We start from the raw sequence: 15,850 nt of genomic DNA, 5'->3' as shown, positions 1-15,850 counted from the left end.
CCATGATCTACGGCATCGGCACCGATATCTGCAAGATTCCCCGCATCGAGGCGGCCCTGGCGCGCCACGGCGAGCGTTTCGCCAAAAAGATACTGGGACCGCAGGAGCTGGACAAGTTCCGCGCCCGCAGCGCCAAGAACGCCGTGCGCGGCGTGCGTTTTCTCGCCACCCGTTTTGCGGCCAAGGAAGCGTTTTCCAAGGCCATCGGCCTGGGCCTGCGCATGCCGATGACGTGGCCCGCCGCGCAAATGCTGAACCACCCCAGCGGCAAGCCGATGATCGTCTGCAGCGGCGTGCTGGCCGACTTCATGGAAAAGAATCGCCTGAGCGCGCAAGTGACGATCAGCGATGAAGAAGAGTATGCCGTGGCGTTTGTGATTGTGGAGCAAGCGCCGTAATGCAGACGACTGCTGGGGTCAGTCTTTTCGATCGGAATGCGTCCCACTGGGACGTATTCCCCCGGCGGGTCTGACCCCATTTAAGAGCCAGCAATGACCGAAGCAATACCCGACCTCAATTCCACGGAAACGCCGCCCGACCCGCGCGCGCAGGTGCTGGCCACCGTCGCCAAGCTGCCGAACCTGCCCGGCGTGTACCGCTATTTCGACGCCGCCGACAAGGTGCTGTACGTCGGCAAGGCGCGCGACCTGAAAAAACGCGTGTCCAGCTATTTCCAGAAAAACCTGGCCAGCCCCCGCATCGCCATGATGGTCGAGCGCATCGCGCGCCTGGAAACGACGGTCACGCACAGCGAGGCGGAAGCGCTGATCCTGGAAAACAACCTGATCAAGGCGCTGCAGCCGCGCTACAACATCCTGTTCCGCGATGATAAATCGTATCCGTATCTGAAAATCACCAATGGCGATGCGCCGCGCATGGTGTATTACCGGGGCGCGGTGGACAAGAAAAACCAGTATTTCGGGCCGTTCCCCAGTTCCTGGGCCGTCAAGGAATCGATGCAGATCCTGCAAAAGGTTTTTCTCATCCGCACCTGCGAGGACAGCGTGTATGCGAACCGCACGCGGCCCTGCCTGCTGCACCAGATCGGCCGCTGCAGCGCGCCGTGCGTGGACCTGATCAGCAAGGAAGACTATAAAAACGACGTGGAAAACGCGGCGCGCTTCCTGCGCGGGCGTCAGAGCGAAGTGATGGCCGACCTGGAAAAGAAGATGCACGCGTTTGCCGCCGAGCTGAAATTCGAGCAAGCCGTGGTGGTGCGCAACCAGATCGCCTCGCTGTCGCGCGTGCTGCACCAGCAAAGCATGGAAACGACGGGCGACGCCGACGTCGACATCATCGCCGTGCTGGTGCAGGGCGGGCGCGCCTGCGTCAACCTGGCCATGGTGCGGGGCGGGCGCCACCTGGGCGACCGCGCCTATTTCCCCAGCCAGCTCAGCGATGCGGCGGCGATTGCCGAAGAGCCGATCGAGGTGGAAGTGCTGGCCGCCTTCCTGGCCCAGCACTACACGGAAAAATTCATTCCCGGCACCTTGATCCTGAATATCGAATTCGACCAGCCGGCCCTGATGGTGGCGTTGATGGAGCAGTGCGGCCACCGCATCAACCTGATCTTCCAGCCGCAGGGGCAGCGTCGCCAGTGGCTGGAAATGGCGCAGAAGGGCGCCGGGATTTCGCTGGCGCGATTGTTGTCCGAGCAGGGCTCGCAGCAGTCGCGCACGCGGGCGCTGGCCGAGGCGCTGCGCCTGGAAACGGAAGACCTGGACAGCCTGCGCGTCGAGTGTTTCGACATCAGCCACACGCAGGGCGAAGCGACGCAGGCCTCGTGCGTGGTGTTCCATCATCACGCCATGCAGAATGGCGAATACCGGCGCTACAACATCAACGACATCACGCCCGGCGACGATTACGCGGCCATGCGCCAGGTCTTGATGCGCCGCTACGAGAAGGTGGCCAATGGCGACGGCGTGATGCCCGACGTGGTGCTGATCGACGGCGGCAAGGGCCAGATCGAAATGGCGCGCCAGGTGTTCGCCGAGCTGGGACTCGATATCAGCTTGATTGTCGGCGTGGCCAAGGGGGAAGGGCGCAAGGTGGGCCTGGAAACCCTGCTGTTCGTCGATGGCCGCGCGGCGCAGGAACTGGGCAAGGAATCGGCGGCGCTGATGCTGATCGCGCAAATCCGCGACGAGGCACACCGCTTTGCCATTACCGGCATGCGCGCCAAGCGGGCCAAGACGCGCCAGACGTCGCGCCTGGAAGAGATCGAAGGCATCGGCGCCAAGCGCCGCCAGAAACTGCTGTCGCGCTTTGGCGGCTTGCGCGGCGTGGTCGACGCCAGCGTCGAGGATCTGATGTCGGTGGAGGGGATTTCCACGCAGCTGGCGGAAGAGATCTACAAGCAGCTGCATTAATGGATGGGGGCCTGGTCCGGCGCTGCGGCAACCGGACTAGGCTAATGTTGCCGGGCCATGTAGACTAGTGGCGCTTTCTTCACGCTTTCTTCATGTTCAATTTACCCGTCGGCCGATTGCTCTCTTATGCCTTTTAATATTCCCATCCTTTTGACCTGGCTGCGCGTGGCCCTGATCCCGCTCGTCGTCGGCGTGTTTTACCTGCCGCCGTCGATGCTGCTGCATGGCGACCAGAACCTCGTTGCCACCCTGGTCTTCATCGTTGCGGCCGTGACCGACTGGTTCGATGGTTTCCTTGCGCGGCGCTGGAACCAGACGTCCGCCTTCGGCGCCTTCCTCGACCCGGTCGCCGACAAACTGATGGTGGCGGGCGCCTTGCTGGTGCTGGTGCAGCTGGACCGTGTCAATGCCGTGCTGGCCTTCATCATCATCGGCCGTGAAATCACGATTTCCGCCTTGCGCGAATGGATGGCGCAGATCGGCGCGTCGAAATCGGTGGCCGTCAGCTCGATCGGCAAGATCAAGACGGCCGCGCAAATGACGGCCATTCCCTTGCTGCTGTACCACGAAGTGATCTTCGGCGCGATCGACACCCATGTGTGGGGCGAGAAGCTGCTGTGGATCGCCTGCGTGCTGACGGTGTGGTCGATGTTCTATTACTTGCGCCTGGCATGGCCGCTCATCAAGGAAAAAGCGGGCAACTTGCATTGAGGTGATGGACGCCGATAGCATTGGGCTGGCGTCTTTTTAACCCAAACGCAAGAGCTGGGGTCAGACCCAAAGGGTCTGACCCCAAATATTTTGCAAAAGACCAGATATTGCCCGTTGACAGCCCCTGTAATCCCTCTATAATGCTGGCCTGTTGTTGATGACGCGGGAGTAGCTCAGTTGGTAGAGCGCAACCTTGCCAAGGTTGAGGTCGAGAGTTCGAGACTCTTCTCCCGCTCCAGTTTTCAAGGTGGGCCGCAAGGCGCATCCAAGCAGTTCCTCTGGCGAGGTAGCAAAGAGGTTATGCAGCGGCCTGCAAAGCCGTTTAGACGGGTTCGATTCCCGTCCTCGCCTCCAGATGCAGCGCAGTGATTGACGCGCAGATAAAAAAGCCCACTTCGGTGGGCTTTTTTTTGCCTATGCGGCTGAACGGCGTCGGCTGCAATTAAATACAGGGCTTCAGTTTATTTGATTTCCGGGAAATGACTAACCGACAGTAATCTGTGGATCCCAATAAAAATAACCATACAGGCTTTGCGTCTGGCCATCGTCATTCAGGCTATATACGGCAATATAGACATAGAAATTTTCCGTGCCGGATTTGGATACCTGCGCCGTGAAATTAGAAAAATTGCGCGGTTGCTGTATTGCCGGCAAACCATTCGAGGAATCCGAATTCGGCATGACCGCATTTCTGCGGGTAATGGTATTGGAGACAAAGGTATTGAAGACCTTGTCGCCATTCCAGTAATTGATGCCATACACAATGACGGCCGAATCGGCGTTGTCATAGATGGAAGCGCCGGTGAACGAGACATAGTCGCCCACGTTGGCCCTGAAACTCAGGTCGGCAGAGCCTTGTCCGCTATTGATGCCGCGCGGGTCGGTGGCAATCATGTACTGGCTGGTATGCGCCAGGCCCACGGGCTTGCTCTGATCAGGGGCGGTCTGACGCGGATGCTGAGCCATAATCAGATCGGTGTCTATTACAACGAGAATGTTGATTGTAATATTGCTGGCATATAATTGCGCGTCGGTCATGATTCCTCCTCGGTTTTCCTACTCGTCTGGCTTTTCGGATACGCCCCGTTTTTTAATGTGGTAAGCAGTCTCCACCGCTGCTGTGTAGAATAATGGAGAAAATTGCATAGATACTATCCAATTGAAACAGCAGTATTATTTAAAAATATTCCATTTAAATTATTTTTATTTTGTAAATACAGCTGCTGGAAACATTATTTTCCTGCCCGCGTCTGCGTGCCGCGGTCCCGACCATCCGGCCCGGCCGCATCTTGTATAATGTCTGCAGGCTCAGCCGCACCCCATGGTGCGCTGGTGAATCTTTCCCTTTTCGCCATCCCCATGTAGTCGCTGACGATTTCCCTCTTCGTTAAAGCTAGTCGCGGCGCCCCCGCGAAGCCTGCCTGCATGGTTGCTCCCGATGGCTGTCCATTGGACGCGCATTTCCCTGTTCCGACCCTGGATGTGAATCAATGATCAACGCAAGTTTTCGGGAAGAGTGGTTCTCGAGCATACAAAAAAATATCCTGGCGGGCCTGACCACCTCGTTCGCCCTGGTGCCCGAATGCATCGCCTTTGCCCTGGTGGCACAGTTGAATCCCCTGATGGGCCTGTATGGCGCCTTCATCATCTGCGCATTGACGGCCATCTTTGGCGGGCGTCCCGGCATGATTTCGGGCGCGGCCGGTTCCATGGCCGTCGTCATCGTGGCACTGGTGGCCCAGCATGGCGTGCAATATCTGCTGGCGACTGTGGTGCTGAGCGGCATCATCATGGCGCTGTTTGGCCTCTTGCGCCTGGGTAAGCTGATCCGCATGGTGCCCCATCCCGTGATGCTGGGCTTTGTGAATGGCCTGGCCATCGTCATCGCCATGGCCCAGCTCGAACACTTTCGCCAGGCCACGCCGCAGGGCGAAACCTGGCTGCAAGGCACGCCCCTGTATGTGATGGGCGCGCTGGTGCTGCTCACCATGGCCATCGTCTACGTGTTGCCGCGCCTGACAAAAGCCGTGCCGCCCGCGCTGGTGGCCATCCTGGGCGTGGGCGTGCTCAGCCATTTCCTGCATCTGCCCACGCGCACCCTGGGCGACCTCGCGCATATCGCCGGTGGCTTGCCAGCCCTGCATTGGCCCGCCGTGCCGCTGGATATGGCGACCTTGCACATCATCTTCCCGTATGCGGCGCTGATGGCCATGGTGGGCTTGCTGGAAACCTTGCTCACCTTTAATCTCACCGATGAGATAACGGAAACGCGGGGCCAGCCGAACCGCGAATGCATCGCGCTCGGCGCTTCGAATGTCGTGTCGGGGCTGTTTGGCGGCATGGGCGGCTGCGCCATGATCGGGCAGACGATGATCAACCTAAGCTCGGGCGGCCGCTCGCGCCTGTCGGGCGTGACGGCCGGCGTGATGATTTTATTGTTCATCCTGTTCCTGTCGCCGCTGATCGAGCGCATCCCGCTGGCTGCGCTGGTCGGCGTGATGTTCGTCGTGGCGCAGCAGACGTTTGCCTGGGGTTCCTTGCGCGTGCTGGGCAAGGTGCCGTTGCAGGATGCGCTGGTGATCGTCGCCGTGACGGTGATCACCGTGTTCACGGACCTGGCGATGGCCGTGCTGTGCGGCATCGTGATTGCCGCCTTGAATTTTGCCTGGCAACATGCGCGCGACATGCGCGCCGACATCGATGATGGCAGCTCGGGCGTGCGCGTGTACCTGCCGCACGGCACGCTGTTCTTCGCCTCGACCACGCATTTCCTGGAACTGTTCCAGCCGGCCGGTGATCCGGTCCGCGTCATCCTCGATTGCCGGCATCTGCACATGGCCGACCACTCGGCCGTCGCGGCCATCGAAGCCTTGTACGAGCGCTACGACAAGGCGGGCAAGCACCTGCAGGTGACGCATCTGTCCGCCCGCAACCAGGCCTTGCTGCAGCGCGCGGGCGTCGATGTGAGCGTGGCGTAAAATAGGGGAAAGTCTGCTCCGCCCGATTTCTCGGGATGGGCGGAATTGTTGAATGTCTGTGGAGTGTGAATGCTGTCGTACGAACAAGAACAATTATTGCAGCAAAGCCAAACGGCTTTTGATGCCTACTATGACGCGCTGGGCGCGTCGCTAGTGAATTTTGTCGAGCGCCTGGGCATCCAGCCCGCGCACGAAGTGCTGACCAATGCGGCCGAGTACCTGCCGTACATCGATGCGGCCATGCGCACCATCGTCATCCGCGACGAGAGCTGGCAATGGGTGAAAACCATGCTCGGCTACTTTATCGGCGAATACTTTGTGCAGGGTCATGCGGGTTGCTGGTATGTGGAAACGCGGGCCGAATCGCCGCATTTCTGCCGCACCATGGTGGGTGGTTTCGAGCATGGCTTGCCGGCGGAGGCCGCCATCGATCCCGAGGCGCTGGCGCTGGAATTTCTGGGGCAATCCGCGCCGCGCGAGCTGGCGGCACTGATCGCCACAGCGCAAGCGCGCGCGGCTTGATGGCGCGCGGCTTGCTGCAGCAGATTTAAAACTCTTCCCACTCGCCTTCGGCAGGTGCGCTCGCCTTGCTGCTGGCGCGCGTCGCGGGCAGGCGCAGGGCAGGGATGGAGGCCTTGCGGACCGGCGCTGCCGGGGTTGCCGGCGCGCTGCGCTGCGCCGCCTTGGCGCTGAAACGGTCGGTGGCCGCAGCGTTTGCATCGAGGCGGAACACGCTGACCACCTGCGCCAGTTCGCTCGCCTGTTCCTGCATCGCTTCGGCCGCTGCCGACGCTTCTTCCACCAGCGCCGCATTTTGCTGGGTTACCTGGTCCATTTCCGAAATGGCCTGGTTGACTTGCTCGATGCCTGCGCTTTGCTCTTCGCTGGCGTTGCTGATTTCGCTCATGATGGAGGTGACGAAGCCGATGCTTTGCACGATTTCTTCCATCGTCTTGCCGGCCTTGTCGACCAGATCCGTGCCCACGTCGACTTTTTGCACGGAATCGTCGATCAGGCCCTTGATCTCTTTCGCCGCCGCTGCCGAGCGCTGCGCCAGGTTGCGCACCTCGGTTGCCACGACGGCGAAGCCGCGTCCCTGTTCGCCGGCGCGCGCCGCTTCCACGGCCGCGTTCAAGGCCAGGATGTTGGTCTGGAAGGCGATGCCGTCGATGACGGAGATGATGTCGACGATTTTCTTCGACGAGGTATTGATCTCGCCCATGGTGGCGACCACTTCGGCCACCACGGCGCCGCCGCGGCTGGCGATGCCGGCCGCGTCGCCGGCCAGCTTATTCGCCTGGCGCGCGTTGTCGGCATTCTGTTTCACGGTCGACGTCAATTCTTCCATTGACGAGGCGGTTTCTTCCAGCGAACTGGCTTGCTGTTCCGTGCGCGAGGACAGGTCCTGGTTGCCGGCGGCGATTTCCGCCGATGCCGTGGCGATGGTGTCGGTGCCGCTGCGCACCTGGCCCACGATGCCGACGAGGCTGTCGTTCATGGTTTTCAGCGCATGCATCAGCTGGGCCGTTTCATCGCGGCCCTGTGCCGTAATGGTGCTGCTCAGGTCGCCTGCTGCCACGGTTTCCGCCACTTTCACGGCGTCGCGGATGGGGCCGGTGATCGAGCGCGTGATCCACCACGCAAAACCGATGCCCATCAGCACGGCCAGCACGCCCATGGTGATCAGGAAGATGCGCGTGCTGCTGTACGCTTCGATGATGCTGGCGCCGACGCCGTCGGCGGCCTTGATCTGCATGTTGGCGAAGCGCTTCACTTCGGCCAGATAGGCCACGGTGATGGGCGCGACTTCCTTGTCGAACACGATCTTGGCGCCTGCCATGTCGCCGTCGGCCTTCATCTTGAAGGCGCGCGCGCGCGTCGTCACGTAATCGGTGCGTACCTTGCGCACGACCTTGAATTGCTCGATCACGGCAGGGTTGAGCAGGGACGCGACGATGTCGTCCTGCAGCTTGCTGGAACGCTCCGCATCGACTTTCAAGTCGTCCTCGATCTTGGCGCGCACGACAGGATCGGTAATTTCGAACGAGGCGACGCCGCGCACGCTGTTGAGTTCAATGATCTTCGACCATTCGGCCACCATGCGCTGGTTCTTGATGCTGGTATTGATCAGGCGGTAAGTCAGGTCGCTGGCCGTTTGCATGCGCACGAGGGCGGTGATGGTCAAGGCGGCAAGCAACAGCAATACGACAGCAAAGCCGACGCCAAGGCGGCTGCCGATGTTCAGGTTTTTCATGTAATTCCTAACAGTTTAATAGTCATGATCGCCGCCGCCAGCAGGGGCGGACAGGCGCCGCGAGGCGCAGGGGATCGGGGTCTTCGGGTGCCGCGTGATGGCTGTGCGGCGCGCCGCGCTGAGCGTGGCGTTGGAGGTGAAACAGGGGGCATGCCGGTCAGGCTGACCGTTGCCCAGCAAGCCGCAAGTATAGCATTGACGCAGAGAAATAGTTTCTTACGGCAATTTTAATTATTTTTTGATATTGATTTCCTGTTGTGTTTTTACATCAAGTACCTAGTCCATAAGTACTATCACTTACAGAAACGCTTACTTTATACATGTTCGCCTGATAAAATACTAATGATAATCATTCGTATTAAAACATCGACCAGGGAATTGTATGCAGCAACGTCGCAAGCCAGGATGTAAACCGATCACCATCGCCGTACTGGGCGCCTTGACCTTGGGCGCCACGCCATTGGCGGCCTGGGCGCAGGAAAGCTTGCCCGCCGTCACCGTGACGGCATCGAAGGACAAGGATGGCTATGTCGCCGCCACCTCCGCCAGCGGCACCAAGACGGAAGTGGCCCTGCGCGACGTGCCGCAAACGATCAACGTGGTGCCGGCCGCCGTCATCCGCGACCAGAACGCCATGTCGATCCAGGACATCATGAAGAACATCCCTGGCGTGGGCCTGTCCACGGGCGACGGCCAGCGCGACCAGGTGTTCATCCGCGGCTTCACGGCCATCGGCGACCAGTTCGTCGACGGCTTCCGCGATGACGCGCTGTATTTCCGCGACCTGTCGAACGTCGAGCGCCTGGAAGTGATCAAGGGACCGGCCGCCGTGCTGTACGGCCGCGGTTCCTCGGGCGGCCTGGTGAACCGCATCACCAAGAAGCCCGGCATCGATATCACGGACGTGGCCCTGAGCCTGACCAATACGGCAGGGCGCCGCGGCGAAGTCGACGTGGGCCGTGTCGGCGAGACGGTGGACTGGCGCTTCACGGGCGCGCGCGAATTGTCGGACAGCTACCGCGAGCAGCAATTCATCAACCGCACGGCGCTGGCGCCATCCGTGGCCATCCGCCTCTCAAACGCGACGAAACTGCTGCTGCAGGGCGACTACCTGGAAGACCGCCGCCTGACGGACTTCGGCATCCCGTCTTACCAGGGCCGCCCCGTCGCCGTCGATGCGGGCACTTATTATGGCGCCGCGAATGCCCGCGATGCGGACTTCAGCCAGTCGCGCGTGGTCTCCACGGTCGCCACCCTGACGCACAAGTTCAGCGATACCTTGTCGCTGCGCAATGCCTTCCGCTATTACGATTACCACCTGGACCGCAACAACACGAATATTTCCGGCAACGTCAACGAGGTCAAAGGCACGATGAGCCTCGGTCATGCCAAGCTCAACCGCGACGAGAGCGGCTGGTTCAACCAGACGGAACTGACGCAAAAGCTGGTCACGGGCGGCCTGCGCCACGAAGTGCTGTACGGCGCCGAGTTCGGCAAGCAGAACAAGGATGCGTCGAGCTGGGCCTCGACCGTGGTGGCGACGAATGTCTCGATCTTCCATCCCGTCCTGCCTGTGGTCAACCGCAGCAAGCTGGGCGCGCGCGGCGATACCTTCGGCACCTACGACACGGCCGCCGCCTACGTGCAGGACGCCATCAGCTTCAGCGACGAGTGGAAGGCGCTGGCCGGCTTGCGCTATGACCGCTACAAGCAGCAGTCGCGCCTGGCCAATGCGCTTGGCGTAACGACGGCCAACCTGTCGCGCACGGATTCGGCCTACAGCCCCCGCGCCGGCCTCGTCTGGCAACCGGGCGCGGCGCAATCGTACTACGCGTCGTGGAGCCGCTCGTTCCAGCCCAGCGGCGAGAATTTCGCCCTGGCCGCCAACAATGCCGACCTGGCGCCGGAAACCACGCGCAACACGGAAGTGGGCGCCAAGTACGACCTGTGGGGCGGCCGCGCCAACGCCACCGTGTCGCTGTTCCGTCTGGAACGCGACAACATCAAGACCAGCGACCCGATCACGAACCGCATCGTGCCCGTCGGCACGCAGCGCACGGATGGTTTGGAACTGACCTTCAACGCGGACTTGCATGACGGCTGGAAAATGATGGCCGGTTATGCTTACCTGGACGCCACCATCACCGATTCCATCGCCGTCGACCGCAGCGTGAATGCGCCGGGCACGACGACGGCCAGTTCGGTGGCCATCAAAGGCAAGCGCGCCACCCTGACGGCGCGCAACATGGCCAACCTGTGGCTGACGAAAGACCTGGGCCACGGCTTCACGGTGGGCGGCGGCGCGAATGCCGTCGGCAGCCGCTTCGCCAATCCGGGCAACACGGTCGTGCTGCCGGGCTACGTGACGGCCGACGCCATGGCTGCCTACCGCACGGGCCGCTATGAAGTGCAGCTGAACATCAACAATATCGGCGACACGCGCTACATTGTGTCAGGCCATGGTTCCAGCCCGAACCTGAGCTTGCCGGGCGCGCCGCGCAACGTGGCGTTGACCTTGCGTTACAGCCTGTAAATTAGCTTGCAAGTTCGGTCCCATCCATAAAAAACCCGCTCACTGAGCGGGTTTTTTTTCATGGCGGGCGCAGCATGGGCAGGCTGGTATTGTTTAGAGGAACTATTCGGTACCAATAAAATAATGTTGACTATGTGCAATTTTTTCCGGCGGACTGAGCCTTGATTGCCTTTGAGGGGTAAAATACGCCTCATACGGCACAGGCATGGTGCTTATATCTTATGGATATGACACTGTCATGACGCCGTATGACTTTTTATTTACTCACATCATAGAGGTCTGATATGGTTCAGATATCCAGGCGCCAGTTCCTTCGGGTCACTGGCGCCACGATTGCTGGCTCCAGCCTCGCCTTGCTCGGTTTCGCGCCGGGGCAGGCGTTGGCAGAGGTACGGCAATACAAGCTGGCTCGCACGACCGAGACCCGCAATACCTGTCCTTACTGTTCCGTTGGCTGCGGCGTCCTGCTGTATGGCCTGGGCGATGGCGCGAAAAACGCCGTCTCCAGCATCATCCACGTGGAAGGCGATGCCGATCACCCGGTGAACCGCGGCACGCTGTGCCCGAAAGGCGCCAGCCTGGTCGACTTCATCCACAGCCCGAACCGCCTGAAAGTGCCCGAATACCGCGCACCGGGCGGCACGGAATGGCAACCGATCTCCTGGGATGTGGCGCTCGACAAGATCGCGCGCCTGATGAAGGATGACCGCGACGCCAACCTGATCGAAAAGAATGCCGACGGCAAGACCGTCAACCGCTGGCTCTCCACCGGCATGCTTGCCGCGTCCGCCGGCAGCAACGAGGTCGGGTATCTGACCCACAAGACAGTGCGCAGCATGGGGATGCTGACCTTTGATAATCAGGCGCGTGTATGACACGGACCGACGGTGGCAGGTCTTGCCCCGACGTTTGGCCGTGGCGCGATGACGAATCATTGGGTCGATATCAAGAATGCCGACGTGATCCTGGTCATGGGCGGCAATGCAGCAGAAGCACATCCTTGCGGATTCAAATGGGTCACGGAAGCGAAGGCGCATAACAAGGCCAAGCTGATCGTTGTCGATCCGCGTTTTACCCGTACCGCATCCGTGGCAGATTACTACTGCGCCACGCGTACCGGCACGGACATCGTCTTCCTCGGCGCGATCATCAATTATCTGCTGACGAACGACAAGATCCAGCATGAGTACGTGCGCAACTACACGGACATGCCTTTCATCGTGCGCGAAGACTATGCGTTCGAGGACGGCCTGTTCTCGGGTTTCGACAAGGAAAAAGGCAAGTACACCGACAAGGCCACCTGGGATTACGAGATCGGCGACGACGGCTACGCCAAGGTCGACCCGACCCTGGAACACCCGCGCTGCGTCTACCAGATGATGAAGAAGCACTACGCGCGTTACACGACCGAGATGGTCGAGCGTACGTGCGGCGTGTCGGCCGACAAGTTCCACAAGGTGGCGGAAGCTTTGGCTTCGACCGCCGTGCCTGGGCGCGCCGGTACCATCCTGTACGCGCTGGGCTGGACGCACCACTCGACGGGCGCACAAACCATCCGCACGGGCGCCATGGTGCAGTTGCTGCTGGGTAACATGGGTATCGCGGGCGGCGGCATGAACGCCTTGCGCGGCCACTCGAACATCCAGGGTCTGACCGACCTGGGCCTGATGTCGAACCTGTTGCCAGGTTACATGACCTTGCCGAACGAAGCCGAGCAGGATTTCGACGGTTACATCGCCGCGCGCGCCACCAAGCCGCTGCGGCCGAACCAGCTCAGCTATTGGAGCAATTACCGCAAATTCCACGTCAGCTTCATGAAGACGTGGTGGGGCGACTTCGCCACCGCGGACAACAACTACGCCTTCGACTACCTGCCGAAACTCGACAAACCGTATGACTTGATGCAAGCCATCGAGAACATGCACCAAGGCAAGATGACGGGTTATATCTGCCAGGGCTTCAATGTGCTGGCGTCCGCGCCGAACAAGCAGAAGGTCACGGAAGCGCTGGCCAAGCTGAAGTTCCTCGTCATCATGGATCCGCTGGCCGTGGAAACGGGCGAATTCTGGAAGGCGCACGGGCAATACCACGAAGTCGATCCCACCAAGATCATGACGGAAGTGTTCCGCTTGCCAACCAGCTGCTTCGCCGAAGAGCGCGGTTCGCTGGTCAGTTCCTCGCGCGTGCTGCAGTGGCACTGGCAGGCAGCCGAACCGCCGGGCCAGGCGCGCAGCGACCTGGAGATCATGTCGGGCCTGTTCTTGCGCATGCGCAGCATGTACAAGAAAGAGGGCGGCAAGTTCCCCGATCCTATCGTCAACCTGACGTGGAATTATGCGCAGCCGCATAACCCGCAGCCGGAAGAAATCGCCCGCGAATTCAACGGCAAGGCGCTGGCCGACTTGTACGATCCGAAAGACCCGACCAAGCTGCTGGTGAAAAAGGGCGAGCAGCTGGCCTCGTTTGCGCAATTGCGCGACGATGGCACGACCACCAGCGGTTGCTGGATCTTCGCCGGCAGCTGGACGCAGGCGGGCAACCAGATGGGACGGCGCGACAATAGCGACCCGACCGGCATCGGCCAGACGTTGGGCTGGGCCTGGGCGTGGCCGGCCAACCGCCGCGTGCTGTACAACCGCGCCTCGTGCGACTTGAAGGGCAAGGCCTTCGATCCGACCCGCAAGTTGATCGAATGGAATGGCACGAACTGGAGCGGGGCCGACATTCCCGACTTCAAGGTCGACGAACCGCCGGAAAACGGCATGGGGCCGTTCATCATGCTGGGCGAGGGCGTGGCGCGCTTCTTTGCGCGCGGCGCCATGGCCGAAGGACCGTTCCCCGAACATTACGAGCCGTTCGAAAATCCGCTGGGCTACAACCCCATGCATCCGAAAAACCCGCAGGCGACCAGCAATCCGGCCGCGCGCGTGTTCGCCGATGACCGGAAGATGTTCGGCACGCATGAGGAATATCCACATGTGGCGACCAGCTACCGTTTGACCGAGCATTTCCATTACTGGACCAAGCATGCGCGCCTGAACGCCATCATCCAGCCGCAGCAATTCGTCGAAATCGGCGAAGAGCTGGCCAAGAGCATCGGCGTCGTGGCTGGTGGCGAAGTGCGCGTCAGTTCCAAGCGCGGGCACATCATCGCCAAGGCCGTCGTCACCAAGCGCATCAAGGCTTTGATGATCGAAGGCAAGCCGGTGCATACCGTGGGCCTGCCGCTGCACTGGGGCTTTACGGGCGTGGCCAAGCCGGGGTATCTGATCAACACCCTGACGCCGGGCGTGGGGGATGCGAATTCGCAAACGCCGGAATTCAAGTCCTTCCTCGTGAAGGTGGAAAAAGCATGATGGGAGCTCAATAATGGCACTGCAATCCTTAGATATCCGGCGCCTGTCGGCGACCACGGTAACGCCGCCGCAAGGGCGCAGCCCGGTGACGGGCACCGTGGCCAAGCTGATCGATGTGTCGAAATGCATCGGCTGCAAGGCTTGCCAGACGGCGTGCATGGAATGGAACGACTTGCGTGACGAAGTCGGCGAAAACCATGGCACCTATGACAATCCGACGGACCTGACGCCGCAATCGTGGACGGTGATGCGTTTTGCCGAACACGAAAACAACGACGGCAACCTCGAGTGGCTGATCCGCAAGGATGGCTGCATGCACTGCGAGGACCCGGGCTGTTTGAAAGCCTGTCCGGCGCCGGGCGCCATCGTGCAATACACGAACGGCATCGTGGATTTCCACCAGGAAAACTGCATCGGCTGCGGCTACTGCGTGGCCGGCTGTCCTTTCGACGTGCCCCGCATTTCGAAAAAGGACGACCGCGCCTACAAGTGCACCTTGTGCTCGGACCGCGTCGCCGTGGGCCAGGAACCGGCCTGCGTGAAGACGTGCCCGACGGGCGCCATCGTCTTCGGCACCAAGGAAGACATGAAGGTGCATGCGGAAGAGCGCATCGTCGACCTGAAGTCGCGCGGTTTCGAAAACGCGGGCCTGTACGATCCGCTGGGCGTGGGCGGCACGCACGTGATGTACGTGCTGCACCATGCCGACAAGCCGAAGCTGTATTCGAACTTGCCGGAACGCCCGCGCATCAGCCCGATGGTGGGCTTCTGGAAGGGCTGGTCCAAGCCGCTGGCCGTCGCCGGCATGGCTGCCACGGCACTGGCAGGCTTCTTCCATTACACGCGTGTCGGCCCGAACGAAGTGAGCAAGGACGAAGAGCACGAGGCGCTGGAAGAGGCCAAGCGCATCCGGGAGGAACAGCATGAAGCATAGTGACCTTCACGATGGCAAGCTGCGCGACAAGGATGGCAATCCCTTGATCGAACGCTACAACCCGAACGAGCGCACGAATCACTGGGTCACGGCCATCACCTTCGTCATGCTGGCCTTGTCCGGCCTGGCCATGTTCCATCCCTCGATGGCGTGGCTGGCGAACCTGTTCGGCGGCGGGCAATGGACGCGCATTTTGCATCCGTTTGCCGGCCTGGTGATGTTCGTCTCGTTCGCCATCCTCGTGGTGCGCTTCTGGCACCACAACAAGTTCGAGGACGGCGACAAGCAGTGGCTGAAACAGATGGACGACGTGCTGAACAACCGCGAGGAGAAGCTTCCGAAGATCGGCAAATACAATGCCGGCCAGAAGATCCTGTTCTTCGTGCTGCTGTTCTGCATGGTGGGCTTGCTGCTGTCGGGCATCGTGATCTGGCGCGCGTACTTCGCGTTCTATTTCCCGATCGACGTCGTGCGCTTTGCCGCCTTGCTGCATGCCGGTTGCGCGTTCGGCATCATCTGCGCCATCATCGTGCACATCTATGCGGCCTTGTGGGTCAAGGGCTCGATCGGCGCCATGGTGCGCGGCACCGTCACCTACGGCTGGGCGCGCAAGCACCATCCGAAGTGGTTTGAGGCGGTGATGCGTAATACGAAGGACTAAGGCTCTTCGTAATTAAACCCAACTGCAACTGCTGGGGTCAGACCCGACGGG

The 15,850-nt window shown here is 60.8% G+C and carries 11 protein-coding genes and 2 tRNA genes; 11 read left to right on the top strand and 2 right to left on the bottom strand.

The window, feature by feature from the left end; genetic code table 11:
* The first annotated feature begins 2 nt into the window (after positions 1 to 2).
* The 5 genes from acpS (at position 3) to AC1RBA_RS06425 (ending at position 3,437) form a co-directional block, all read left to right on the top strand.
* The gene (acpS, locus tag AC1RBA_RS06445) at positions 3 to 398 is read left to right on the top strand and encodes a holo-ACP synthase (protein WP_070223854.1); all 396 of its coding nucleotides are present in this window, start codon (positions 3 to 5) and stop codon (positions 396 to 398) included.
* 93 nt (positions 399 to 491) lie between these two features.
* Complete coding sequence (gene uvrC / locus AC1RBA_RS06440) at positions 492 to 2,372, top strand: excinuclease ABC subunit UvrC (protein WP_099411204.1); 1,881 nt, start codon at positions 492 to 494, stop codon at positions 2,370 to 2,372.
* Positions 2,373 to 2,498: 126 nt separating this feature from the next.
* The gene (pgsA, locus tag AC1RBA_RS06435; RefSeq protein ID WP_034749601.1) at positions 2,499 to 3,083 is read left to right on the top strand and encodes a CDP-diacylglycerol--glycerol-3-phosphate 3-phosphatidyltransferase; all 585 of its coding nucleotides are present in this window, start codon (positions 2,499 to 2,501) and stop codon (positions 3,081 to 3,083) included.
* Between the two features lie 162 nt (positions 3,084 to 3,245).
* A tRNA-Gly gene (locus AC1RBA_RS06430) sits at positions 3,246 to 3,321 on the top strand.
* Between the two features lie 42 nt (positions 3,322 to 3,363).
* Positions 3,364 to 3,437 (top strand) — tRNA-Cys (locus AC1RBA_RS06425).
* Positions 3,438 to 3,566: 129 nt separating this feature from the next.
* Here AC1RBA_RS06425 and AC1RBA_RS06420 read toward each other — a convergent pair.
* Positions 3,567 to 4,121 carry an inclusion body family protein gene (locus AC1RBA_RS06420; RefSeq protein WP_070222332.1) on the bottom strand — a complete coding sequence of 185 codons (555 nt, stop codon included), beginning with the start codon at positions 4,119 to 4,121 and terminating at the stop codon, positions 3,567 to 3,569.
* Positions 4,122 to 4,573: 452 nt separating this feature from the next.
* On the opposite strand from AC1RBA_RS06420, the gene AC1RBA_RS06415 reads away from it, so the two are divergent.
* Positions 4,574 to 6,061: a SulP family inorganic anion transporter gene (locus AC1RBA_RS06415; protein ID WP_492417303.1), complete on the top strand. Its 1,488-nt coding sequence runs from the start codon at positions 4,574 to 4,576 to the stop codon at positions 6,059 to 6,061.
* 69 nt (positions 6,062 to 6,130) lie between these two features.
* On the top strand, positions 6,131 to 6,583 hold the full coding sequence (locus AC1RBA_RS06410; protein ID WP_070311973.1) for a hypothetical protein: 453 nt from the start codon (positions 6,131 to 6,133) through the stop codon (positions 6,581 to 6,583).
* A 25-nt stretch (positions 6,584 to 6,608) separates the two neighbouring features.
* On the opposite strand, the gene AC1RBA_RS06405 is transcribed toward AC1RBA_RS06410, so the two are convergent.
* Positions 6,609 to 8,315, bottom strand: a complete 1,707-nt coding sequence (locus AC1RBA_RS06405) for a methyl-accepting chemotaxis protein (RefSeq protein ID WP_070222325.1) — start codon at positions 8,313 to 8,315, stop codon at positions 6,609 to 6,611.
* 382 nt (positions 8,316 to 8,697) lie between these two features.
* Here AC1RBA_RS06405 and AC1RBA_RS06400 point away from each other — a divergent pair, with 382 nt between their 5' ends.
* The 4 genes from AC1RBA_RS06400 (at position 8,698) to AC1RBA_RS06385 (ending at position 15,799) form a co-directional block, all read left to right on the top strand.
* Positions 8,698 to 10,848: a TonB-dependent receptor gene (locus tag AC1RBA_RS06400; RefSeq protein WP_492417300.1), complete on the top strand. Its 2,151-nt coding sequence runs from the start codon at positions 8,698 to 8,700 to the stop codon at positions 10,846 to 10,848.
* Between the two features lie 284 nt (positions 10,849 to 11,132).
* Positions 11,133 to 14,204 carry a formate dehydrogenase-N subunit alpha gene (fdnG, locus tag AC1RBA_RS06395; RefSeq protein ID WP_492417298.1) on the top strand — a complete coding sequence of 1,024 codons (3,072 nt, stop codon included), beginning with the start codon at positions 11,133 to 11,135 and terminating at the stop codon, positions 14,202 to 14,204.
* Between the two features lie 13 nt (positions 14,205 to 14,217).
* A complete protein-coding gene (gene fdxH / locus AC1RBA_RS06390) occupies positions 14,218 to 15,138 on the top strand; it encodes a formate dehydrogenase subunit beta (RefSeq protein ID WP_070313216.1) in 921 nt (306 codons plus the stop codon).
* Entirely contained in the window at positions 15,128 to 15,799 is a 672-nt protein-coding gene (locus AC1RBA_RS06385) for a formate dehydrogenase subunit gamma (protein WP_492417296.1), read from the top strand. The genes fdxH and AC1RBA_RS06385 overlap by 11 nt, the downstream gene beginning before the upstream one ends.
* Positions 15,800 to 15,850: the final 51 nt, after the last annotated feature.

The organism is Janthinobacterium sp. GW823-FHT03B06 (assembly GCF_058796955.1).
The sequence above is the reverse complement of the archived record's forward strand: the minus strand, read 5'-3'. Positions and strand labels throughout refer to the sequence as shown.

Bases quoted from the DNA above. Each gene is read 5' to 3' on its own strand.
- AC1RBA_RS06415 (WP_492417303.1), top strand. From the start codon at position 4,574: ATGATCAACGCAAGTTTTCGGGAAGAGTGGTTCTCGAGCATACAAAAA.
- AC1RBA_RS06410 (WP_070311973.1), top strand. From the start codon at position 6,131: ATGCTGTCGTACGAACAAGAACAATTATTGCAGCAAAGCCAAACGGCT.
- AC1RBA_RS06420 (WP_070222332.1), bottom strand. From the start codon at position 4,121: ATGACCGACGCGCAATTATATGCCAGCAATATTACAATCAACATTCTC.
- AC1RBA_RS06405 (WP_070222325.1), bottom strand. From the start codon at position 8,315: ATGAAAAACCTGAACATCGGCAGCCGCCTTGGCGTCGGCTTTGCTGTC.
- AC1RBA_RS06385 (WP_492417296.1), top strand. From the start codon at position 15,128: ATGAAGCATAGTGACCTTCACGATGGCAAGCTGCGCGACAAGGATGGC.
- acpS (WP_070223854.1), top strand. From the start codon at position 3: ATGATCTACGGCATCGGCACCGATATCTGCAAGATTCCCCGCATCGAG.
- uvrC (WP_099411204.1), top strand. From the start codon at position 492: ATGACCGAAGCAATACCCGACCTCAATTCCACGGAAACGCCGCCCGAC.
- pgsA (WP_034749601.1), top strand. From the start codon at position 2,499: ATGCCTTTTAATATTCCCATCCTTTTGACCTGGCTGCGCGTGGCCCTG.
- AC1RBA_RS06400 (WP_492417300.1), top strand. From the start codon at position 8,698: ATGCAGCAACGTCGCAAGCCAGGATGTAAACCGATCACCATCGCCGTA.
- fdxH (WP_070313216.1), top strand. From the start codon at position 14,218: ATGGCACTGCAATCCTTAGATATCCGGCGCCTGTCGGCGACCACGGTA.